The sequence below is a fragment of the Bdellovibrio sp. HCB2-146 genome (assembly GCF_047345725.1).
Lineage (GTDB): Bacteria > Bdellovibrionota > Bdellovibrionia > Bdellovibrionales > Bdellovibrionaceae > Bdellovibrio.
Genome location: NZ_JBLEQP010000002.1, coordinates 1,290,276 through 1,312,273 on the forward strand (window position 1 = coordinate 1,290,276; position 21,998 = coordinate 1,312,273).

Below are 21,998 nucleotides of genomic sequence, written 5' to 3' on the forward strand. Positions count from 1 at the left end.
TCTAGGCATTCTAACAGAATCTTAACACATTTAGAAAAGAACTTGTGCGGCTAACTCAAATTTCGCCTTTTCGCGGCCACCAAAGGCAAAGTAACGATCACCATAAACCGTGTAATCTGTCTCTGCGGCAACCCGGAAATCATCACTAATTGCGTAGGCCCAAGCCAAAATCCCAGTTGAGAGGTCTTTTCCAGACTCTGATGTCACGGCATTTAAGTAATCATAGCGAAGCATGAGTTCTGACTTCTCGCCTGTGCCGATCGTGACAAATGCACTGCCACCTAAGGCCTCGACCGCTTGTCCAGTTAAGTCCAAAACATCCACTTCTTCAGCCATCTTCAGAGCACGAACTGCATCAGCCGGGTCTTTAGCATAAAGAACTTCCACACCCGCCCACCAGTTTGTTTCACCACGATAAGTGATCAAAGCCTGTGCGCGCTCTTTAAGTCCCACATCATCACCATACTGATCATAGTTTCCGCGAACATAGTTTAATGAGATCGTCCATGGATTCCATTTCATCAAACGAAAAAACAAAGCAGCTTCTTTGTGCGGTCCGACCTCTTTTGCGTCACGACCCTCGCCGTTCACCAATGTCAACGCCGCCTCTCCCCATTCACTTGGCAGTTCTCCCATGAATGACAAGCCGACATCCGAGTAAGAAAGATATTTCCATTTTTCCGTAATCACCCAAGCCGTCTCACCAAGGAAACGATAACTCCAGTCCTCATATTCAGCCTCTTGCCAAGGTTGCGGCAAAAGTCCGCCACGCAGGGCGTACATACCATCAAAAATACTCACAAGATCAAAGTAGGCCTCGCGAGTCTGCACTTCAAAACGAGACGCTTCTTCGTTCGTACTTGTTTCAGCACCTTCGAAATTCACCACCAACTGATTTCCGTCTTTCAATGGAACATTGATGTCTAGAAGCAAAGTTGGAATGCGGAATGCAGAATTACCCTGATCAGCCGTGGGTAATGTGTAGACTTCAGCTGTGGCATCGACTTCACCGGAAATCTCAATATCAGATAGTGCCCAAGCATGAAGGCCCGCAAAAAAAATGAATGCAAAAGTGATTTTTTTCATGCTCCCATGCTGCCATTTTTATATACTAATGCCAAGGTCAGGAGAGTTTTATCGTGTCACGTCGTATTTCAGCTATCGATATAGGTTCCAACGCCATTCGCATGATGATTGCGGAAGTTGATGGGAACGGTTCACCGCTGAAAATTGTAAAAAAATTCAGAGCCCCTGTTCGACTGGGCCACGACGTTTTTACTTCTGGAATGATTTCGGTTCATTCTTTCGAGCTAGCCTTGTCCACGTTCCATCAATATGCCGAGACCAACAGAGAATTTGGCGTCAGCAGGGTCCGCGCCGTCGCGACCAGCGCCTGCAGAGAAGCGAAAAATGCAAAAGAGTTTGTCTCTGCGATCAAAAAGCTTTCGGGCATTCAAATTGAGGTCATTGATGGTATCGAAGAAGGACGCCTCATTCACTTAGCTGTGCAAAAAGAACTCGACCTTCACAACAAGAAATCCATGTTGATTGATGTCGGCGGCGGCAGTGTCGAAGTCACCTTTTCCCTCAGTGAAAAGATAATCGCGACAAAATCTTTTCCAATGGGGACCGTTCGCGTGCTTGAAAACCTCGCAAAACGCAGAATGAACGAATCCCATCTTGGCATTATCATGGGTGAGTTTATGGCGCCACTTGGAGAACACATTCATCGCAATGTCGACCACGACCCAGTAGACTTTGCCATTGGGACCGGTGGAAATCTCGAATGCATAGGTGAGCTCAAAATGCGTTTATTAAATAGAACGCCGAATACTTTCGTGACCTTTACGGAACTCAGTCAAATTATTGATAAACTGAAAAGCTTATCTCTCAAAGATCGCATCGATAAGCTCCACCTTCGCCCCGATCGCGCCGACGTCATCGTGCCAGCCGCGGTCCTTGTGCAAACCATTATGCGCCAAGCTGAGACTCAGAAGCTTCTTATTCCACGAGTAGGCCTCCGCGACGGCTTGATCTGGTCGATGCTCTAACCTGAGCCAGAAAAACTTCTGATCACCGTTAATGACGGCAAACACCAAACCAAACTAGAATGGATCAATCGATAAAAACTTTAGGTGGGGCAAGCATCAAAAGCTGGGCTGTGCCTGCTTCTGCATTGGTGAATGATTCAAGTTCAAGAATAATCACTCCGCTTTTTTTGAGATCAATAAAGCTCTCGTTACGACCCGTGAGCATAAAGCTCGCAAATGTACTGAGATGTGGCTCATGACCAACGATCGCAATGCGACGGTGATTTTTACCGTGCACGCGCATCCACTTTACAAAAGCTTGTGGCGGACTTTGCGGAACCAGTTCGGGAGCCTCCACCACTTTGGTTTCAAAATAAATCTGCGAAATGATCTCTGCCGTTTGACGAGCACGAGTAAAGGGACTGGTCACAATCAAATCAACATCTTTCAAAATATCTTTGAGATGAAAGCAGACCTTTTGCATGCGTTTGCGACCCTTGAGAGTCAACGGGCGGAACTGATCTTCAAGGCCCTTCTTTTGAAAGTCCTCTCGCTCTTCCGCTATTGCATGTCGAATGATCACCAATTCCACTTTTACTCCGTATGTGCAGATGCATCTTCGGCTATTTTGGCCTTGGTTTTCGCAATTTGCATCAAAATTTGGTGCAAACCCGCTTCGTTTGAGTTTTTACGTGTGTAGCTTCCGTCTGAATTCATTTGCCAAGCCTGTCTTTGTTCTTTGATACAAAGCTGCAACAACTCCCAACACTTTTCTTTCAAACTGCGATCCAATATGGGAACAATGGCTTCTACTCGCGCGTGAAGATTGCGATACATCCAATCCGCTGAACCGATAAAGAATTCTCCGTCGACAGGGTCTGCAGCGCCATTGCGGAAATAGAAAATACGTGAGTGCTCAAGAAATCTTCCAATCAAAGACGTCACTCGCAAATTCTCACTCATGCCTTTCACGCCCGGTCGCAAACAGCAAAAGCCCCGCACAAACATATCAATCGACACGCCCTTTTGCGAAGCTCCATACAAAGCGACTGCAATGTCGTTTTCTTCGAAGTTATTAAACTTCGCGATGATTTGGGCTGGACGACCATGCGCTGCATGTTCAGCTTCTCGTTCAATCATGGCCTTGAAACGAGTGAACATGTTCACAGGTGCAATAAGCAAATTTTGATAATTGTTCTTCAGAGATCGGCCCGTCAAAAAGTGGAAAAACTCAACCACGTCGCTGGTGATTTCTTCACGCGCCGTCAAAACTCCAAGGTCGGTATAAAAACGCGACGTCGTGACGTTATAATTGCCGGTTCCGATATGCGCGTAACATTTTAGCCCCTCAAGTTCTTGTCGTACAACCAAAGCTGTTTTCGCATGGGTTTTAAGTCCCACAACTCCGTAAACCACATGCACGCCCGCATTTTCAAGTTCCGTGGCCCAATAGATGTTTCGTTCTTCATCAAAACGCGCTTTAAGTTCAACAAGACAAACCACTTGCTTCCCTTGTTCGGCGGCACGAATAAGTGCGCGAATAAAAGGACTGTTGTCGCCCGTGCGATAGAGGGTCATTTTAATCGCAAGAACTTTGGGATCTTCACTCGCGACGCGAATAAATTTTTCGACGGATGCCGAAAAACTTTCGTAGGGATGATGCAAGAGTTGATCATGCATTTTAATAACGTTAAAGATCCCGACGCCTTCTTCCATGAAAGAAGGTGTCACCACTGGCATAAAAGGTTCATACTTAAGATTTGGAATTGCAAGGTCACAAATTACGCCAAGATCTGTGTAATCAAGCTCGCCTGGTAGTTCATAAATATCGTCTTCGGTCAGCTCAAGCTCTTCCATCAAAAACTTCAACATCCAAGGATCTGGGTTAGGGCCGTGCTCGAGGCGAACCACTTCCGCAAAACGTCGCTGGCGTAATTCTTCCTCAATGGCTTCCAACAAATCTTCAGCATCCTCTTGGTCTTGGTCTGAATCTGCGTTTCTAGTCAAACGAAACGGCATCACACCCAAAACCTGCATCGATGGGAACAGGTCTTCTAAATTTTCCTGAATGACTTCCGTCAAACTCACAAAGCGATTCACGGTGAGATCTGTGGTCACACGAATCCATTGCGGCAAGACACGCGGAATTTTCACGCGAGCAAAAAGTTTCTCCTCACCTTGCGGATGCTTTAATGTCACACCCAGTGATACAGAAAGATTTGAGATAAACGGAAATGGATGCCCCGGATCTACCGAAAGTGGCGTGAGGACCGGGAAAACGTTTTTGTTGTAGTAATTTTTAACGTCTTCTTTTTCTTTCGCTGAAAGATCTTTCCACGAAAGCAAAAAGATATTTTCTTTTTCCAACGCCGGCTTCAAAACCTTGTGAAAACATTTCGCCTGATCTTGAATCATCGGAATGACAATTTGACGGATCTCTTGGAGCTGCTGCACCGGAGTTTTTCCATCTGCAGATTTTGGAGAAATGCCATACACCACGTGGCGTTTAAGGCCACCCACACGTTTCATGAAAAACTCATCCAGATTCGAACCGCAGATTCCCAAGAACTTCAATCGCTCTAAAAGTGGATTGCGTGCGTCCTCAGCTTCTGCCAAAACGCGACGATTGAAATTCAACCAACCGATCTCACGATTGGTAAAAAGATTTTCAGATGACAGAGGATGCTCAACAACCTTCGGCTTCCGCGTGGATCTTTTCTTGGACGTTCTTTTACCGGATGTCACTTTAGGTGTGTTCAACAGAATCCTCCTTGACTCCCTGACGAGATATTTCACAATAAAGCCTCTTACTTGGCAATCTCCTCGAGAGGAATTTCCATGCGCAATACTCCGAAAGAATGGTCACGAATTGACCGAATTAAATCCCTCGTCCAGCGTCAAAGCCCGCATACTGTTGTGGGTCTCGGCGATGACGCCTTTGTTTTCAAAAATTTCCCCGGCTTTTCCGTACTTGCGCAGGACATGATGGTTGAAAACATTCACTTTCGTCGAGAATATTGCACTCCAACAGACCTAGGCTGGAAGGCGTTGGCAGTTAACTTGAGCGATCTTGCCGCCATGGGAGCCAATGCGCATTACGCACAAGTATCGCTGGCCCTGCCAAACAACCTAACCGAATCTTGGCTTGACGATTTCTATCAGGGAATGTTGTCACTTGCTGATCAATACAATGTTGAAATCATTGGTGGAGATTTGTGCGCTTCACCTCAAGATATAACCATCGATGTCTCAGTATTTGGCTCCTGCATAAAGCCACTCACCCGCAAAGGAGCGCAAGCGGGTGATCTGCTTTTATCCAGTGGACCTCTGGGTCTTTCCCACACGGGAATGCTGGCTCTTCAAAATAGAATCGAAAACCTCGATGTTGCAAAAGCAAGACATCTTCGCCCTTCTCCGCGATTAGATCTGGTGGAACATCTCCAGCTCCGCGCCGATTCTGTTCATGCCTTGATGGACTGTAGTGACGGGCTGATCAACGACGCTCTTCAACTTTGCGGAGAAAACTTGGGACTTACCATTGATTTAGATCAAATCCAGATTTCAACCGAACTGCACTCTGCCGCGCGCACGCTTTCTAAAAATGCGACTGACTTTTTTCTGGGGGGTGGTGAAGACTACGAACTCTTGTTAGCGATACCAGAAAGTGCACGGAAAGACTTTCCCCAATGGCAAGTCCTTGGTCGTTTTCAGAATGAAAAAGGTCTTTTCACACTGCAAAATAAAACTCTTAAAGAAATCACCGAATTTAAGGGATGGAGTCACTTCTAATCTCAGTTTGAGACGACATTTTCCTGCAATGCCGGTCAAGAAGTGCTCGTGATATTCCGAAAAGAAGAACATGTCTAGTCTCGCACGCTACCACGGAAGATCACCACGTTATATTCTCAGCACTGAGGACGACAGTCTTATCCGTGTCGCGGGTCCGAAACAAACTCCATGGGAAGAGGGAACCGAAATCCGCAATGTTTCATTGACGGGTCTTGCGTTCACAGCTCCGGACGACTTATGCCCTCTTTTAGGTGAAGTGATTAAAATTCAATTCACACCGCCAGGCTCAAAACAAATGGCCTGCTATGGAATTGTCACTCGCTTGGACAATATCAACAATCAACGCACTCTGGTGGGAGTTCATTTCTATAAAATGGAAATGGCAGCGCGTATCGTACTAGCTCAGGGCCTCGCTCGCCGCTTTAAAGAAACGCAAGAACGCGGACAAATTGATGATTTGCTCAATCGCGCGAAGCCTTCCATCTCACTTCGCCAATTCCCAGAAATCATGATGATGACAGTTCTAGGAGCCGCTTGGTGCATGTTGATCTTGGGCCTTTTCCACTTTCAATATACAGGAATGGCTGAGTTCCTAAAAAAGTTCTTTTAATCTCTTTGCAGCAAATTCAATAAATTTACGCACTTTCAAAGGCACTTCTTTTTGATCCGGAGTCACCAAACTTATTGGCACCTCATCGCTGCGCAAGTTTTTTAACACATGAACTAAACGTCCTGATCGAATGTGCTCACGGCATAAAAACTCAGGCACAAATCCCAACCCTCGTCCACGCACAGCTAATGGCACCAGCATCGAAGGATTATTCGAAGAAAAAGTAGGCTTAACCTTCAGAGTGATTTTTTTTGAATCAGAGTCTCGGTATACATCCAGCTTTTCTTGCTGTTTCAAAGACAAGAAAGGCCACTGATGAATCATAGACAAGTCTTCAATTTGACGGTAACGCTCGAGAAACCCAGGGCTGGCCACGAAAATAGATTTCACGTTGCCGATTTTACGAACTTTCAATGAGCTGTCTTTCAGAGCGCCAATTCGCAGTGCCACATCCACAGATTCTTTCACCAGATCCACATAGGATTGCGTGAGCAAAATCTCAAATCTTACTTGCGGATAGACCTGACAAAACTCATCCAAGAGGGCTGGCAAATATAAAATTCCCATATCATCAGACGCCGTGATGCGAATCAAACCCGAGACTTCCGATGTGGTTTCACTAATTTCACTTGAAAGACTCTCAAGTCCCTCAATGAGATTGCGACCTCGTTCGAAAAACTGTCGTCCAATCTCCGTCAGCTGAAACTGTCTCGTTGTGCGATAGATCAACTGCACGCCAAGTTCTTTTTCCAAAGCTGCCATTCGGCGACTGACTCGCGATTTGGGTTGTCGCAGAACTTCGGCAGCTTTCGTAAAGCTCCCCGCCTGAACGATTTTAATAAAAGTCCGGATTTGATTGAGGTCTAATTGTTCCATATACAGAACAGTCTATACCAAATATGTCACCTACCGCAATAATGAAAAGACGTCGATACTATCTTCGGTTCATTTATCAAGATCATAACTAAGGAGAGAACCCTATGAAAAAGTTAGTCCTATCAAGTCTTGTCACATTGATGACTTTGCCTGCATTTGCGAAATCTATTCCGGCAGGAACTTATACTGTTGATGCTGCCCACTCTAAAATCGGCTTTGAAGTTCCCCATCTGGTCATCGCCACCGTCGAAGGTCGATTTACAAAATTCGATGGTTCCATCACTATCGATTCAAATTTAAACAAGTCCAAAGCCAACCTCGACATCGATGCCGCCAGTGTGAATACGGACAATTCCCAACGTGACGATCACTTAAAGAGTCCTGACTTTTTTGATGCGGCGAAATCTCCAAAATTGTCATTCGTCACCAAAAAGATCGTTGGCAGTGCCGACAATTTGAAAATTATTGGTGATTTGACGATTAAAGGAAAAACCAAATCAGTCACTCTGGATGTGAAATACCTGGGCGAAGTTAACGATCCATTCGGCAATCATAAAATCGCCTTCTCTGCGACTAGCAAAATCAATCGCAAAGATTTTGGTTTAAACTGGAGTAATATGGTGGAAGCAGGTCCCGTCGTTGGCGACGAGGTCACTCTCGTGATCAAAATTGAAGCGAACAAGCCTGTTGAAAAGAAAAGCTAACGTGAATGAGGCCGTGCTCTAAGGAGCACGGCTTTCTGCCAATTCTTCTTTCTCGAGGGGCCAGCGTGAAAGATTTTTCTGTTTCAGAAAAGGGCCTAATTTTTCCAACAATGGGAAACTGATAACATATCCAAAGAAACAATCTCTCAAAGTCTGCTTTAAAATTCTTGGCAGAAACTCGCCGGCATTCACATCTCCGGCACCGTATCTAAATCCGACGAGGATGATATTTGCAATCAAGCTTGCGATTAATAATGTCCAAAAGAAAAATAAAAGACTACGGTCGATTTTTTCTCGGTATTTTCCTTTAGAAGCCCACAGAAAAAAGCAATACCCCATCAACGGCTTCGAGGCATTTGCAACACCATGCAAGAGATGAATATCAAAACCCTTTAAACCCACAATATTGGCAGTGAGAGCTTCGGCGAGAGCTTGAGACCAAAAGACTCGTGGTCCCCAAATAAAATACAAGGGAAGACAAAGAACATAAGATCCGTAAATATAGAAAAAACCTTCGTGGAAAAAGAATCGGTAACAAATCGATTTCGCGATAAGCGCCAGAAAAAACGGCAATATCCAGGTCCACCACGGAAGATTCACTTCAGATTGGCTTTGTTCCATATGCGGACCAGTCTACAGAAGCTTCCCTGATCCCGCAATAAGATCCACGAACAAGCAATTCCTGAAAAATTCAACACTCTCCAAGTCCTCGTATAGGACTAAGCCTATTCAAGCGCTTCGTTACCCACAGCGGCGAAAGCCTCCTTGGTTTTCTCTCGGACTTCGTCACGTTTTTTGAAACGATCGAGCATCAAGTAGCCGACTGGCACTACGAACAATGTCAGGATTGTGGAAACGAGAACGCCACCGATCAGGGTGATCGCCATGGGTCTCATCGATTCAGAACCCGCTCCACGTGCTGTTGCCGATGGAATCGCCGCTGCAATAGTTGCCACAGATGTCATGAGGATCGGACGCAAACGGATCGGACATGCTTCTACTAAGGCCGCGTAAGCCTCTCTAGTTCCGCGATCACGAACTGTATTGGTGAATTCGATCAGAAGAATTGAGTTCTTTTTCACGATACCCATTAATAGCAATAGTCCGATCATCGAGAACATGTTCAATGACTGACCTGTCATCCACAACGCAAAGAAAGCTCCACTGAAACTAAATGGCAATGCCAAAAGAATAGTGACTGGATCTATGAATGAGTTGAACTGGCTCGCCAAGACCATGTAGGCAATAACCAAGCCCATGACCAATGCAAACAACAAGCTTTGGAAAGACTCCTTAAATGTTTTCGAGCTTCCGCCTTGGTCGATCATATAGCCGGGCTCCAAAGTTTTCTTTGCGATCTTTTCAACTTCTTGCATCGCTGCTTGTTGTGAAACTCCCGGCTTCATATTCGCTGTGATCGTAATCGCTCGTTGACGATTCGAACGAGAGATCGACTGCAAACTTGCCGTGATTTCTTCTTTGGTCACACGAGGCATCGGGATCAAGTTTCCACGCACGTTCCCCACGAACAAAGTTTTAATTTCGTCCATTGGTTTTCCTTGATCTTCTAGTTTCACCTTGATGTCGTAACGATGACCCCCTTCAGGATACTCACCAACTTTCACGCCACCAATGAGTGCACTCACCGTTTTACCAATAGACGTGATGCTCACGCCGTGCTGAGCAGCCGAAACGCGATCTGGTTTCACTTGAATTTCGGGCATACCCAACAAGTAATTCGAGTCGACGTCGACCATTAAACCACTCTTGGTCATCTCTGCCATAATTGTCTGCGAGAACTTCGCAAGCTTGTCCCAATCAGATCCCAAAACTGTGAACTCAATCGGATAACCACGACCACCACCGAAACCACCTTGCGACAAATCCATTAAGACCGGACGCATGTCTTCGATTTTTGCAAACTCTTTACGAGCCACACCCATGAATTCTTGTTGTGAGAGGACTTTGCCTGTTTCTGGATCTTTCGGGCGATCTTTTTTCTCTTTCAAGGTGATAAACATCATCGTGATATTCGCATCAGAAGCTCCGCCACCAAACCCACCGATCGCCGCATAAACTTGCTTCACTTCAGGACGCGACATCAACCACTTTTCAGCTTTCTGAGTTTGTTGATCCGTATACGCAATGGAAGTTCCCACCGGCATAATCAAACGAGCCATGAAAATGCTTTGGTCTTGCGCTGGCGTCATTTCTTTATTCAGGAATTTGATAATTCCGAATGAAAGAATCACGAACAGCAAAGAGCCCAACATAACTTTCCAACGATTGTGCAAAGACCAGCGCAATCCTTTTTCATAGCTGACTCGCAGCTGCTCCATGAAGCCTTCAAATGCGCGACCGATTTTTGTCGAACGCTCACCATGGTGAACGAAACCCGCACAACGCATTGGTGTGATCGTCAACGATTCTACAAGCGACAAGAAGACCGCCAAAGAAATCGTGACACCAAATTGCATAAAGAATTTACCGACGATGCCTTTCATAAAGGCCACAGGTAAGAAGATCGCAATAACGGCTGCCGTTGCGGCCATCGCCGCAAAGCTGATCTCACGCGCTCCTAAAATCGCCGATTCAATACGTCCCCGCCCATTTTCGTTATAGCGGAAAATATTTTCTAGAACCATGATCGCGTCGTCGACGACAATACCGATCGCCAGAGTCAAACCAAGCAATGTAAATGTATTCAGCGTGTACCCTAAGAAGTACAAACCGATAAATGCACCCAACAACGAAGTCGGAATAGAAAGCAAAACGTTAAACGTTGCCGACCAACTGCCCAAGAACATCCAACATACCAGGGATGTCAAAATCACTGCAAGGATCAAGTGACTGTTCAATTCATGCACGGATTGTTCGATAAATTTCGTGCTGTCAAAGTTAACTTGAATGCGCATGCCTTCCGGAAGTTGCTTGTCGATTTCCAGAACTTTTTCTTTCACCGCACGAGCAACTGCGACTGCATTCGTACCACGTTGTTTACGAATACCAAGACCCAAAGCCGTCTTACCGTTAAAGCGAGACATACGTTCAATTTTATCAAGTCCCATGGAAGCTTCTGCCACTTGGCTGAGCTTCACCATGTTTGTGGGATCAGCAACGTTTTGTCCTCCGCGTTTGCTAATAACAATTGATCGGAACTCTTCAACAGTCTTGGCTTCACCCATGGTACGAACGTTGAAATTCTTTTTGTCGGTGGAAATGTAACCACCTGGAAGCTCAGAGTGCTCGCTTGAAATTGCATCCATCACGTCATTGACGGAAATGTTGTAACGCAAAAGTTCTTTCGGCTTCACACGCACGCGCATCACAGGGTCCGTGTAACCACCCAGGAAGATATCGCCGACACCTTCAACAGTTGTGAAACGATCTTTCAAAAAGTCGCGGGCGTAACGCATTAAAAATTCAGGATCATTTTTATCGTACGTCAGTGCCAACCATAAAATCGGTTGGTCATCAGGATTCGTTTTAGAAATTGTTGGCGGATCGACGTCATCAGGAAGCAAACGTTGAACGCCCGCAATTTTCGCTTGAACGTCTTGCAAAGCGATATCGATGTTACGATCCAAATCGAACTCAACAGTGATTGAACCGCTTCCCGTTTTACTGCTTGAACTGATCGTTGTAATTCCTTCAACAGTCATCAAGGCACTTTCAATCACGTCAACCACTTGGGTCTCCATAACTTCAGGTGCAGCACCATCCAAAGTTACGCTAACCGTAACAGTTGGAAAGTCGACGTCAGGTAATTGGCTGACCCCCATGCGCGAGAATGAAATCAGACCGAAGATCATCAGTCCAAACATCAACATCCACGCAAATACGGGATTTTTAATCGAAATATCTGAGATTCTCATCAGCGAACTCCTTTGCACACTCAATCTAGGAGAAGAGACCCTTAATAGTCATTAGCATTCCGCTTTCAACACGACGCCACCAAGCAAGAAGTTCATAGTTGAAAGGTTATTGATATCATTGAGTATTTAGGTCTCCTTAGAAGGCTAATTGTTGGGTTGACAGCCCCATTTCTAGAGACTATTTCTGGCCGTGCACAAAAGGAGATTCTCCATGTCTTTATTCGCTTCCTCATTGGCGGTTATCACTCTTTTCGCCTCTCTTTCTTACGCTCAATCTTCGACTTCAGCTTCGACAACTTCTTTGCATGATATGGCTTTGTCTGAAGCGACTCAGATCAAAGGAAAACAAAAAGAACAAGCGAGCGATGCCCAAGTCGCAGGTGCTTATTTGACTCTGAAAGATCCACGCCCTGAAATTATCACGCGCCGTTGGAAATACTTTGCCAGCCTCTCTGTTCAAACTTTCCAAGCAGAAGGTTCTGCAACAAATGATTTGGCTGAAACTTTTGATTTAAGCCAAAACGACCAAACTGTGATGCCGACTCTTGAATTAGGTATGATCAGTTCGCCGTTGCTCACGGGCCCAGTTGCCTGGAAACTGGGTGCACGCGCACAAGGTTCTTTCATTTCTCAAGAAGCAAATGCGGTTCTTGCATCAGGTGTTCAAGTTGACGACGCCCGTTTGAATACAACTCTTTTGAGCGCAGGCCCTGTGCTTGCGGTTTCTTGGGAACGCCTTGCTTGGTTGTCTGTTGTCGTCTCTCCACAATACGGCATCGTGAACTACACTCAATCGAGCACGAATGACTCTGCCGCGTTTTCAAAACACGCTCGCTATGAAGCTTTGAACTACGGACTTGATTTCCAAGTCAGCCCGAAATGGTCGATCTTCACAGAATGGTCGAACAAATCAATTAACGACAACGAGACAATTGCTTTACAGAAAAACAACTTTGAATTGGGAACAAAAGTACAATGGTAAATCTTCTCGCACTCCTCCTCAGTACAACGGTGGTAGCAGCGCCGGCCAAAAAGCCGACTCCTGCTCCAACACCGACTCCGACCCCAGCGGTGGCCTCTGTACCTCGCAAGACAGTGACTCTGACACAAAAACAAGTGGCGGAACTCGTTTTGCAACAAGGTCCAAAAACCAAAGAGGTTAATTTAAAATATCAAACATACAAAATCGACGTGGTTCGCACATTGCAAGTTTATGACTGGCAATTGAATGCAGAAACAGGTTTTGAGTACGATAAAATGGTCGCTCTTCTAAACAATGGCACAACTGAGACGTCATCCAAGTACGAGCGCTATCGCACGACTCTTGGATTAAGCAAACAGTTGGCGACGACTGGAACAACTTTGGGTGTTGATGTTTCTCGTCTTTCCCAAAATATCAGTCCAGATGCTTCGATTACAAATCCACCGCCGTCGAACCAAACCTTGGATATCGCGACGTTGAATTTGACTCAACCGTTGCTTGCAAACTCTTTCGGTCTTGCCAGCCGTGCAAACGTGACCGCAGCTGAAAAGAGATACGAGGCGCAAGAAATCATGCGCGCTAACGAGCTGGAAGAAGTCGTGCTTTCGGCGATTCGCCAATACTGGAACACTTATGTTTCACAAGAGAACTTTAAAGAAACAGTTGCCGCCCGTGACCGTTATAAAACTCTTGTCGATGCTGTTCGCAGAAAAACGAACCTAGGTTATTCAACGCCAGGCGATTTGCCGCAGATCCAAGCGGAATTTGAAGGACGCGAGCAATTGGTGAAAGCAGCATCCACTGAGTATCTTAAAAACATGGAAGACCTTGTCACTTTGCTGGGCCTTGAGGCTGGCACTGAAGTTGTCTTCAATGTTCCCAAAGATATTCCTGATGTGCCAAAGTTAACGCCAAAAGATCCGCAAACTTTGCGTAACATTCGTTCTTTGAAACTTTCTATCGAAGCCGCGGACGAGAATTTGACGTACTGGAAAAGCTCAAGCTATCCGTTCTTGGATTTCGTCGGAAAATTGACAACAACAGGTCGCGACGAAGACTCGGAAGGTTCATTCTCAGAAATGACTTCTGGAAATCGCCCTGGCTATTACGTTGGTTTGCGCTTTAATTATCACTTCGGATCAGATTCTCAGAACGAAGAGATCATCAACGCGAAATTGCAAAAAGACTTAGCAGAAACTCAATTGGGCCGTACTTTAAGCGAAACTCAAGACCGAGAGTCGCAAAAAGAACGCGCTGCTCAAGCAGCTTATGCGGTGGCATTAAGCGCTGAAAGACAACGTGGCTACCGCGATCGCGCAGCCAAAGAATTGACTAAAACATACAACCAAGGCCGTACAGATATTTCGATTCTGATCACAGCATTGAACAACTTCTTTAGTTCAGAAGTCGTTTATCAACGTGCCATTGGTGAATACCATATCTCCCTCAACGAGTGGGCCGCAGTTCGTGATGAATTGATCGCTGATGCACGCGCCGTTGATGTTGAAGTAAAATAAAGTGAGGGGTCACATGAAACTTAAAAACCTTTTCCTAGCAGTCGTTGCACTTTCTCTAGCGGCCTGTGCTTTTGATAAAGACAAAGGCCTGACTGACGGTGATGAAATCAAGCGTCGCGAATTGCTAAAACAAAGCTACCAAAAAGTAGAAGGCACTTACAACGGCACCATCAAAACCGTCAACGGCTTGGAAGACATCCAACTTGTTTTGACTGTTTTGGATGAAGAAGCCGGCGATAACTCTCATAAGTTGCCAGTGATGAATCCTCTGCTTGCTGCTTACTACAAAAAAATCAATCCTGTAGGTCCTGGCTATGAGTTCACAACTCGCCTTTATCCAGACAAAAACGAAATCGTTTTGGTCAATAAAGCTGAGAAACTGACTCGCGATGATATCCATACAATCAACGCTAAAATCGAAAATGGTGTTATCGTTGGAAGAGCTTCTTCAACGGGTGGTTTTATCGGTAACATCGAGTTGTCCTTGACGTCTCGTCAAACTGGCGGTGGCGGCACTACTGAAGAGAACGAATACTACGACAATCTCTACAGACAGTATCTTGAAACAGCCGGCACTTATGTAGGTCAACTTGTCAGTACGACGGAAGCTCCATTGGATGTGACTTTGGATGTGAAAGTTTTCCGACAAACTCCTGCCGGTGGATCCATCGCGATCCCAGTTATCTTGTCGACTTTGAAATTCAACAAAGACCCGTGGGGAATTTCTGATTTCAAATTCGTAGCGACTTACAACATGAATGTGACTCCACGTCGTCTGACTTTGATTGGTAAATCAACATACGCTGGAAGTATCGGTCAGTTAGATCTTGAAGGTGTTTTAGTCGGCGATGAATTCCGCGGCGAATTCCTCCGCCAACCAAAAATGAGTTCGGGAACATTCATCCTGAAACGCCAACCAACTCCAGTCGCTCCTTAACAAGCAAAAGGCCCCTTCCGGGGCCTTTTTTATTTGGGCGATCTACGCCTCACCTTTTGCTTTTGCTTCAAGCTCGGACCATCTGGCATACATCTTATCGAGTTTTGCTTGCAGGTTCGCGATCTCTGCATAAAGCTCTGTGACCTTTGAAGCGACACTCACCACTTCTGGTTTTGCCGATTCCAATTGCAACTCGTTCAGCTTTGCTTCAAGTTCATGGATGTTCGCTTCCATATTGTCGAGTTCAAATTGCTCTTTATAAGAAAGCTTAACAGGTTTCCCTGACTTCGCGGCCTTTTTGGCTTCTTGGCGAGCTTGTTGTTCGCGTTGAGCCGCGAGTTCCTTTTGTTCGTCGAACCATTCTTCCCACTGCAGGTAACCCGCAAAGTGTTCGAGTGTTTGATGACCATCTTCATGACGATGGAAGTACAAAATATCATGTGCAACCTGATCCATAAAGAACCGGTCATGCGTAACAAGAATCACAGCTCCCGCGAATTCACGTAGGGCATCTTCAAGCACCGTCAAAGTTGCAACATCCAAATCATTCGTCGGCTCGTCCAGAATCAAAACTTGTGCTTCATTCAACATCAACTGCGCAATACGCAGTCGGCTTTGCTCCCCACCCGATAATTTTTCAAGAGGAAGATCCATTTGCTGACGATTAAATTGAAAGCGCTCTAAATAACTGCGAGCGAAAACATAAGTACCTTGATAGTGAACATAGTCGCCATCAGGACAGATATTTTTTAGAACTGACAACTTCGGATTTAAAGTATCGCGATTTTGTTCGAAGTAAGCGACCTTCAATCCATCGGCTTGTTTAACCGTGCCGACATCAGGCTGTTCTGTTCCCATCAACATGCGAATCAAAGTCGATTTACCAGATCCGTTATCACCCAACAAAGCCAAGCGCGTTTTCGGAGAAACGAGATAGCTCCAATTCTTAAACAACTCACGCCCGTTGTAAGCCTTCGTAATATGCGAAGCCTCCATCAACTTTTGCGGATTGCGATCTTTTTCTTTAAATTCAATTTTAACAGCGCGAGAAGCATTCTTTGCTGAAATGTCCTGAACTTCGTCTTTCAAATCGCCAGCTCTTTCAATACGAGCTTTTTGTTTTGTCTGACGAGCCTTTGCCCCACGACGCAACCATTCGGTTTCACGGCGGAGAGTGTTTTTGAGTACTAATTCTTTTTGTTCTTGAGCATTCATCAAAAGTTCTTTTGATTCTAAATACTCAAGATAGCCCCCGTTAATGCTGAGTAAGTAATTCGGATTGCGAGGATCCAAATCGAAAATCTTGTTTGCGACACGTTGTAAGAACAAACGGTCATGGGTGATGATCAGAGTCGCAAATGGGGCTTTGGATAAAAAGTCTTCAAGCCACATGATACTTGTCACGTCCAAATGATTCGTCGGTTCGTCAAGCATCAAGAGCTCAACATCTAAAACCAGCTCACGCGCCAAAGCGACACGTTTACGCCATCCACCTGACAAATCTGCGACTTTAAAACTTTCACCAAACTGCGTGAGATCAAGTTTTGCCATCCACTCATACGCCGGGCCAATCGCCTCATCGTAATCTGGGCATTTGCTCATAATCGCATCTAAAATCGTTTCGTCCTTTTTAAATTGAGGCGTTTGCTCAAGGTACCCCATGCGCAAACCTTTTTTGCTGGTCACATCACCGCTATCGGCGTCCATTTTTCCAGCTAAAATACGTAATAAAGTCGATTTCCCCGCGCCATTGGGACCCACAAGGCCCACGCGCTCGCCTTCCTCGATTCCGAGGCTAACGTTTTTAAAGAGAGTTTTTCCGGCAAAAGACTTTTCGAGCTTGTAGGTACTAATTAAAGGCATGCCCCAAGTTAGTGTGTATTTGGCAATTCTGCCAGTTTTTTCTGGGCTCATTTTACGGCGCCTGCCTACATTCTAGACAGAGTTTGAGGCTTCCTCTCAAATAAATGAGCCCCCAGTAAGGCACAGAACTCGCATTTAGCGGACCCTATAAACCCAACGTTTGCGGTTACCGACCTCGACGTTCCGAAAGGATGATTTATGAAAAAGAGCCTTCTAATGGTTTCTGCACTAACTTTGTTAGCTCCCGCACTTTCTTTTGCTGGTGCTGGTAAAACTGCAGGCTGCTCAGCTCCAGTTATTAAAGTGCTTAATCAAGTGCAAAAAGATATCGAGTTCTATTATACAATCACGACACTTGCTGGAGATATCGACGTCGAAATCACCCTTGATGCACTTATGCCATACAGAAGTGAGAAGGAAATTCTTGTCTGCACGGATGATAAAGAAGGAGTTCGCGTAAATCGTACCGGTAAAGTTTTCGGCTTCCTTAAAGTCAGAACTTGGGAAGGTGGCTGGTACCAAATCGATTCAGCAACTGTTACTGAAAACGGACTTTTGAAGTTCGAATTCGGCAACGAGAACGTGCCTTACTGGGGAATGAACTTGAAAACAAAAGCTCTTATTCTTAAAGACGGCACTCAAATCAAAGCCTCCAAATAACTCGCTCAATTCATCAAACGAATTCAAAAAGCACGAAGCATTTCACTTCGTGCTTTTTTTTTATTTCCATTGCTCATTCAGCCAAAAGTATTGTTTCTTACGCAAATTTATTCTGATTTGCCTCAAAACGATGACATAAACTCAAGTCGATGTATGCTGTTGACTCCGACAAACACAGGAAAGGAACAACATCATGAAAAAACTAGTAGCATCATCTGTCGTAGCCCTTGCATTCGTTGCTTGCGCTGACAAACCTGTAAAACAAGAAGCGGCTCCAACACTACCGCCGCCGGCAGCCCCAACAAAAGCTCAAGCGACTTTGAAGGCAGCCAAAGGGTCCAAAGTAGCGGGCACAATCACTTTCTCTGAAGAGAATGGAAAAATGGTGATCACAACAGCTGTAGACGGTCTTAAAAAAGGTCCTCACGGCTTCCATATTCATGAAAAAGGCGATTGCTCGGCAGCTGACTTTGCATCTGCGGGTGGTCACTTCAACCCGACTCAACATCCTCACGCTGACGTGAAAGCATCTCCGCGCCATGCAGGTGACTTGGGTAATCTAGTTGCTGACAAGAAAAACAAAGCTCACACTTCGTTGACGGTTGATGGTTTGGTATTGAATGGCACTGACGGCATTATTGGTAAAGCGATCATCATCCACAAAGACAAAGATGATGGCAAAACACAACCCACTGGTAAATCTGGCGATCGTTTGGCTTGTGGTGTGATTGAAGCACTTGCTCCAACTCCTTCTGAAGTTCCGGCTCCAGAAGCAACGGCAACTCCAGCTCCTAAGTAGTTTCGAGTTCTAAATGGCGAGCGCGCAACATCTCTAAATACTCCGCGCGCTCGACATACTTCCCGCCCATACTCGCCACAACCGGCGTCACCATTTGCACATCAATCCACTGATGTCCCATTGATTGCAAAATTTCGACAAGTCTCCACAAAGCTAATTTCGAAGCATTTGGTTTTTTATAAAACATGCTTTCTCCGCTGAAGACACCTTCAATAAGAACACCGTAAATTCCACCGATCAGAATATTATCTTCGCGAACTTCAACAGAAATCGCATAACCTGCTTTGAACAATTCTAAATACGCGCGCTTCATGGCTGGTAAAATCCAAGTGCCATCCTGCCCGGGACGGGGTTGTTTGGAGCATTCTTCGATCACCTGATGAAAATCATGATTCATTGTAAACTGCAGATGCGTGTTGCGACGACGGAAACGCTGCAAGCTTTCGGGCACATGAAAATCTTTGAAATCCAAAATCCCCCGCTGCTCAGGTGAAAACCACAACATCGGAAAACCTTGCTGAGGCCACGGAAAAATCCCCTGCGAGTAAGCCGCATACAAAGTGCCCACATCTAAAGTACCGCCGACGGCAATAATGCCTTCGGCAAGTGTATCTTCAGGATCTGGAAACTCCACGGAGGAGATCAAACGTTTTGGCATTAAGAACCTTTATAAGTCAGACGATAAATCACGCCCGCCTTGTCATCAGAAATCAGCATCGAACCATCTGGCAAAACTTCCACATCCACGGGACGTCCCCAAATAGAATCCGGTTGCATCCAGCCTTCGATGAAACCTTCCACCTTTTGCACTTCATCGCCTTTCATTTTTACCAGCGTCAGACGATAGCCTTGGGGAATGCTGCGATTCCAAGAGCCGTGCTCTGCTAAAATGATCGCATTTTTATACTCAGAAGGAAACATTTTGCCTGTATAAAAACGCATTCCCAATGGTGAAACATGGGCCCGCAATTCCACTTGCGGAGGCGTAAATTGAGAACACGGTTTATCTTTAAACTCAGGGTCTTGAAGGGACTTCCCATGGCAATAAGGAAAACCAAAGTTCTCCCCCACCTTGGTCAATCGATTGACCTCACAAGGTGGTTTATCATCACCCATCCAATCGCGTCCATTGTCTGTGAACCACAAAGTTTTCGTTTCAGGATTAAAATCGAAACCAACTGTATTGCGCACACCTTGCGCGACTTCTTCTTTGCTGGTTCCATTCACATCGATGCGATAAATGCGCGCATATTCTTTTCCCGGATCACAGATATTGCAGTTCGCACCAACGGGAACATAGAGTTTTCCATCAGGACCAAAGCGGATAAACTTCCACCCATGATGTCCGTCCGTAGGAAACTTTTGCGGCAAGACACGAATGGGTTTCATGGGAAGTTTTTGATTTTTCGAAACGTCGAACTCTGAAATTTGACTGATCTCAGCGACGTAAAGTTTGCCATCTCGATAAGCCACACCATTGGGGCTTTTAAGACCTGTCGCCAACACGGAAGTTTTGCCATCTTTCACAACATAAACTTCATCCCCTGCACGCGAACCAACAAAAATACGCCCATCCGGCGCTTGTGCCAACGAACGCGCCCCCGGAACTTCGGCCCACACCGAAATCTGAAATCCCGGTGGCATTTTTAGCTTTTCAAGCGGCAATTTAGGCAAAGCAAAACCAACAGAACAAAAAACCAAAGAAGCCAAACCCATAACCCAGCTCACGGTTCCCCCTCTAATCTCTAATTTCGAATCCTCTAATTTCCATTTGCAGCGCAAATATCGCACTTCCCGCACGGAGTCGTGTGCGCGTGTCCAAAGTATTCATAAATTCGAATTAATCGACAGTCTTTATCTTGGGTGGCCCAGCGAACCATTTCAAGCAGCTTTGAGTTCTGAGCTTTTAAAATCAAAGGACCGTTTTCCGCAGCGAATTGTTCATCAGTTGGACTGTGAACACACATAAATGGGAATGGTGAATCTGCTTTTTCCAAACATCCCCAACGCTCTAAAATATTCACCGCTGCTTCCACACGGAAATCGCGACGATTGCGGAAATTCATTTGCTCTCGCAAGAAATCAAAACCACCTTGATCGACTTGCATGCGCTTTTCTTCGATCAACTGATAGACTTTGCGAATAAATTCTGGCTCTGGATGCGACCACTTTAAGAATTCCATCTGAATGCTGACATCTTCTTGGTCATACAAAAGATGACAGAATGATTCTTTACCATCTCGACCGGCGCGACCGATTTCTTGGAAATAAGATTCCAGTGCATTGGGAGTTTCCGCATGGATCAACAAGCGCACATTGCTTTTATCAATTCCCAATCCGAAGGCCGGAGTTGCCAACATCAATGGTGTTGCTTCCGAAATAAATGCCTTTTGATTGCGTTTTCTCTCTTGCGGAGACAAATCTCCGTGATAGACCAAATGCGGAATACTCAAGCGCTGCAGCTGTGATGAAATTTTCCTGAGTGTCGAAATCAACGAGCAATAAACAATCGCAGCTCCATCCGCGTGTTGAAAGCGTAGACCCACGATCGCGCGAATCTTATCGTCTTCGCCATAGAGATCATGCACTGTGATTCCTAGATTCGGTCTCTCAATGCCTGCAGAAATTGTCGGAGCCTCCGGCATACGCAATTGCGCGAGGATGTCTTTTTGTACCTCTGGAGTCGCTGTCGCCGTTAAAGCCAAAGTCGGAGGATTTCCCAAAATAGCCCGGAACTCTCCTAGGCGCGAGTAATCCGGGCGGAAGTCATGCCCCCATTGCGAAATACAGTGAGCCTCGTCCACCGCCAAAAGCTGGATCAAACGATCTTTGATGGCAGCCAGAAACTCAGGTTTCCGAAAACGCTCGGGAGTGACGTAAAGCAGTTTATACTGACCTTCCGCGAGCTTTTTCTGACGCGATTCTCTTTCTTCACGAGTCAAAGTCGAGCTTAAAAAGGTCGCAGAGATTCCCAGCTCTTGTGCTTTAAAAACCTGATCCTGCATCAGTGCGATCAAAGGCGATATGACGACCACGAGGCCGTCACGAATCTTAGCTGGGAACTGAAAACAAAGGCTTTTCCCCATTCCCGTCGGCATGAGCGCCAAGAGGTCTTCATTTTCCCATACCCGACGGAGGATTTGCTCCTGCTCGCCACGGAAGGAAGTAAAAGGAAAGTTCGCATTTAGGAGCTGATGTAAGTCGGTCATAGGCATTCCATTTTACGCCAACCCGCCCGGAAAGGTACGCCGTACCTTTTTGTCTTGCAATGCGTCAGAGGGGTGCCCTAGAATCTTCTTTTGCACTTGGAAGTAATTGATGATACTTCGATTACTTTCTAATAATTTAGCTTAAAA

At 45.6% G+C, this 21,998-nt stretch carries 19 protein-coding genes; 9 read left to right on the forward strand and 10 right to left on the reverse strand.

Features of this window, described 5'->3' with window-relative positions:
• Positions 1-30 precede the first annotated feature (30 nt).
• On the reverse strand, positions 31-1,086 hold the full coding sequence (locus ACLWOR_RS17130) for a hypothetical protein (RefSeq protein WP_413942032.1): 1,056 nt from the start codon (positions 1,084-1,086) through the stop codon (positions 31-33).
• A gap of 53 nt (positions 1,087-1,139) precedes the next feature.
• On the opposite strand from ACLWOR_RS17130, the gene ACLWOR_RS17135 reads away from it, so the two are divergent.
• Positions 1,140-2,051, forward strand: a complete 912-nt coding sequence (locus ACLWOR_RS17135) for a hypothetical protein (RefSeq protein WP_413942033.1) — start codon at positions 1,140-1,142, stop codon at positions 2,049-2,051.
• A 64-nt stretch (positions 2,052-2,115) separates the two neighbouring features.
• On the opposite strand, the gene sixA is transcribed toward ACLWOR_RS17135, so the two are convergent.
• A complete protein-coding gene (gene sixA, locus ACLWOR_RS17140) occupies positions 2,116-2,622 on the reverse strand; it encodes a phosphohistidine phosphatase SixA (RefSeq protein ID WP_413942034.1) in 507 nt (168 codons plus the stop codon).
• Between the two features lie 2 nt (positions 2,623-2,624).
• The gene (gene ppk1 / locus ACLWOR_RS17145; protein ID WP_413942035.1) at positions 2,625-4,790 is read right to left on the reverse strand and encodes a polyphosphate kinase 1; all 2,166 of its coding nucleotides are present in this window, start codon (positions 4,788-4,790) and stop codon (positions 2,625-2,627) included.
• Between the two features lie 78 nt (positions 4,791-4,868).
• Between ppk1 and thiL the strand changes: the two genes are divergently transcribed.
• Both thiL and ACLWOR_RS17155 read left to right on the forward strand, forming a co-directional pair.
• Entirely contained in the window at positions 4,869-5,819 is a 951-nt protein-coding gene (gene thiL / locus ACLWOR_RS17150; RefSeq protein ID WP_413942036.1) for a thiamine-phosphate kinase, read from the forward strand.
• A gap of 70 nt (positions 5,820-5,889) precedes the next feature.
• Positions 5,890-6,429, forward strand: a complete 540-nt coding sequence (locus ACLWOR_RS17155; RefSeq protein ID WP_413942037.1) for a PilZ domain-containing protein — start codon at positions 5,890-5,892, stop codon at positions 6,427-6,429.
• Here the strand turns inward: ACLWOR_RS17155 and ACLWOR_RS17160 are convergent.
• The gene (locus tag ACLWOR_RS17160; protein WP_413942038.1) at positions 6,412-7,305 is read right to left on the reverse strand and encodes a LysR substrate-binding domain-containing protein; all 894 of its coding nucleotides are present in this window, start codon (positions 7,303-7,305) and stop codon (positions 6,412-6,414) included. The two genes, ACLWOR_RS17155 and ACLWOR_RS17160, sit on opposite strands and share 18 nt — an antisense overlap.
• Positions 7,306-7,409: 104 nt before the next feature.
• Here ACLWOR_RS17160 and ACLWOR_RS17165 point away from each other — a divergent pair, with 104 nt between their 5' ends.
• Positions 7,410-8,009: a YceI family protein gene (locus ACLWOR_RS17165; protein WP_413942039.1), complete on the forward strand. Its 600-nt coding sequence runs from the start codon at positions 7,410-7,412 to the stop codon at positions 8,007-8,009.
• Positions 8,010-8,027: 18 nt separating this feature from the next.
• Here ACLWOR_RS17165 and ACLWOR_RS17170 read toward each other — a convergent pair whose 3' ends face one another.
• Together ACLWOR_RS17170 and ACLWOR_RS17175 are read right to left on the reverse strand one after the other, a co-directional pair.
• Positions 8,028-8,630: a hypothetical protein gene (locus ACLWOR_RS17170; protein WP_413942040.1), complete on the reverse strand. Its 603-nt coding sequence runs from the start codon at positions 8,628-8,630 to the stop codon at positions 8,028-8,030.
• 104 nt (positions 8,631-8,734) lie between these two features.
• Entirely contained in the window at positions 8,735-11,884 is a 3,150-nt protein-coding gene (locus ACLWOR_RS17175; protein WP_413942041.1) for an efflux RND transporter permease subunit, read from the reverse strand.
• A gap of 211 nt (positions 11,885-12,095) precedes the next feature.
• Between ACLWOR_RS17175 and ACLWOR_RS17180 the strand changes: the two genes are divergently transcribed.
• Genes ACLWOR_RS17180 through ACLWOR_RS17190 form a run of 3 tightly spaced genes read left to right on the forward strand, consistent with a single transcriptional unit; the run spans position 12,096 to position 15,320 of the window.
• On the forward strand, positions 12,096-12,866 hold the full coding sequence (locus ACLWOR_RS17180) for a hypothetical protein (RefSeq protein ID WP_413942042.1): 771 nt from the start codon (positions 12,096-12,098) through the stop codon (positions 12,864-12,866).
• Positions 12,860-14,383 (forward strand): TolC family protein, encoded by a 1,524-nt coding sequence (locus tag ACLWOR_RS17185; RefSeq protein ID WP_413942043.1) that lies wholly within the window; start codon positions 12,860-12,862, stop codon positions 14,381-14,383. Before ACLWOR_RS17180 ends, ACLWOR_RS17185 begins: the two co-directional genes overlap by 7 nt.
• 13 nt (positions 14,384-14,396) lie before the next feature.
• Positions 14,397-15,320 (forward strand): hypothetical protein, encoded by a 924-nt coding sequence (locus ACLWOR_RS17190; RefSeq protein ID WP_413942044.1) that lies wholly within the window; start codon positions 14,397-14,399, stop codon positions 15,318-15,320.
• Between the two features lie 42 nt (positions 15,321-15,362).
• Here the strand turns inward: ACLWOR_RS17190 and ACLWOR_RS17195 are convergent, their stop codons facing one another.
• Positions 15,363-17,234, reverse strand: coding sequence for an ABC-F family ATP-binding cassette domain-containing protein (locus tag ACLWOR_RS17195; protein ID WP_413942045.1), 1,872 nt, complete (start codon positions 17,232-17,234; stop codon positions 15,363-15,365).
• 147 nt (positions 17,235-17,381) lie between these two features.
• Between ACLWOR_RS17195 and ACLWOR_RS17200 the strand changes: the two genes are divergently transcribed.
• Positions 17,382-17,843, forward strand: coding sequence for a hypothetical protein (locus ACLWOR_RS17200; RefSeq protein ID WP_413942046.1), 462 nt, complete (start codon positions 17,382-17,384; stop codon positions 17,841-17,843).
• A gap of 193 nt (positions 17,844-18,036) precedes the next feature.
• The gene (locus ACLWOR_RS17205) at positions 18,037-18,642 is read left to right on the forward strand and encodes a superoxide dismutase family protein (protein WP_413942047.1); all 606 of its coding nucleotides are present in this window, start codon (positions 18,037-18,039) and stop codon (positions 18,640-18,642) included.
• On the opposite strand, the gene aat is transcribed toward ACLWOR_RS17205, so the two are convergent.
• The 3 genes from aat to ACLWOR_RS17220 are packed head-to-tail and all read right to left on the reverse strand — an operon-like array spanning position 18,635 to position 21,851.
• Positions 18,635-19,300, reverse strand: a complete 666-nt coding sequence (gene aat, locus ACLWOR_RS17210) for a leucyl/phenylalanyl-tRNA--protein transferase (protein ID WP_413942048.1) — start codon at positions 19,298-19,300, stop codon at positions 18,635-18,637. The two genes, ACLWOR_RS17205 and aat, sit on opposite strands and share 8 nt — an antisense overlap.
• Positions 19,300-20,358, reverse strand: coding sequence for a PQQ-dependent sugar dehydrogenase (locus tag ACLWOR_RS17215; protein ID WP_413942180.1), 1,059 nt, complete (start codon positions 20,356-20,358; stop codon positions 19,300-19,302). The genes aat and ACLWOR_RS17215 overlap by 1 nt, the downstream gene beginning before the upstream one ends.
• 44 nt (positions 20,359-20,402) lie before the next feature.
• The gene (locus tag ACLWOR_RS17220; protein WP_413942049.1) at positions 20,403-21,851 is read right to left on the reverse strand and encodes a RecQ family ATP-dependent DNA helicase; all 1,449 of its coding nucleotides are present in this window, start codon (positions 21,849-21,851) and stop codon (positions 20,403-20,405) included.
• Positions 21,852-21,998: the final 147 nt, after the last annotated feature.

Bases quoted from the DNA above. Each gene is read 5' to 3' on its own strand.
- ACLWOR_RS17130 (WP_413942032.1), bottom strand. From the start codon at position 1,086: ATGAAAAAAATCACTTTTGCATTCATTTTTTTTGCGGGCCTTCATGCT.
- thiL (WP_413942036.1), top strand. From the start codon at position 4,869: ATGCGCAATACTCCGAAAGAATGGTCACGAATTGACCGAATTAAATCC.
- ACLWOR_RS17155 (WP_413942037.1), top strand. From the start codon at position 5,890: ATGTCTAGTCTCGCACGCTACCACGGAAGATCACCACGTTATATTCTC.
- ACLWOR_RS17160 (WP_413942038.1), bottom strand. From the start codon at position 7,305: ATGGAACAATTAGACCTCAATCAAATCCGGACTTTTATTAAAATCGTT.
- ACLWOR_RS17165 (WP_413942039.1), top strand. From the start codon at position 7,410: ATGAAAAAGTTAGTCCTATCAAGTCTTGTCACATTGATGACTTTGCCT.
- ACLWOR_RS17170 (WP_413942040.1), bottom strand. From the start codon at position 8,630: ATGGAACAAAGCCAATCTGAAGTGAATCTTCCGTGGTGGACCTGGATA.
- ACLWOR_RS17175 (WP_413942041.1), bottom strand. From the start codon at position 11,884: ATGAGAATCTCAGATATTTCGATTAAAAATCCCGTATTTGCGTGGATG.
- ACLWOR_RS17180 (WP_413942042.1), top strand. From the start codon at position 12,096: ATGTCTTTATTCGCTTCCTCATTGGCGGTTATCACTCTTTTCGCCTCT.
- ACLWOR_RS17185 (WP_413942043.1), top strand. From the start codon at position 12,860: ATGGTAAATCTTCTCGCACTCCTCCTCAGTACAACGGTGGTAGCAGCG.
- ACLWOR_RS17190 (WP_413942044.1), top strand. From the start codon at position 14,397: ATGAAACTTAAAAACCTTTTCCTAGCAGTCGTTGCACTTTCTCTAGCG.
- ACLWOR_RS17195 (WP_413942045.1), bottom strand. From the start codon at position 17,234: ATGAGCCCAGAAAAAACTGGCAGAATTGCCAAATACACACTAACTTGG.
- ACLWOR_RS17200 (WP_413942046.1), top strand. From the start codon at position 17,382: ATGAAAAAGAGCCTTCTAATGGTTTCTGCACTAACTTTGTTAGCTCCC.
- ACLWOR_RS17205 (WP_413942047.1), top strand. From the start codon at position 18,037: ATGAAAAAACTAGTAGCATCATCTGTCGTAGCCCTTGCATTCGTTGCT.
- aat (WP_413942048.1), bottom strand. From the start codon at position 19,300: ATGCCAAAACGTTTGATCTCCTCCGTGGAGTTTCCAGATCCTGAAGAT.
- ACLWOR_RS17215 (WP_413942180.1), bottom strand. From the start codon at position 20,358: ATGGGTTTGGCTTCTTTGGTTTTTTGTTCTGTTGGTTTTGCTTTGCCT.
- ACLWOR_RS17220 (WP_413942049.1), bottom strand. From the start codon at position 21,851: ATGACCGACTTACATCAGCTCCTAAATGCGAACTTTCCTTTTACTTCC.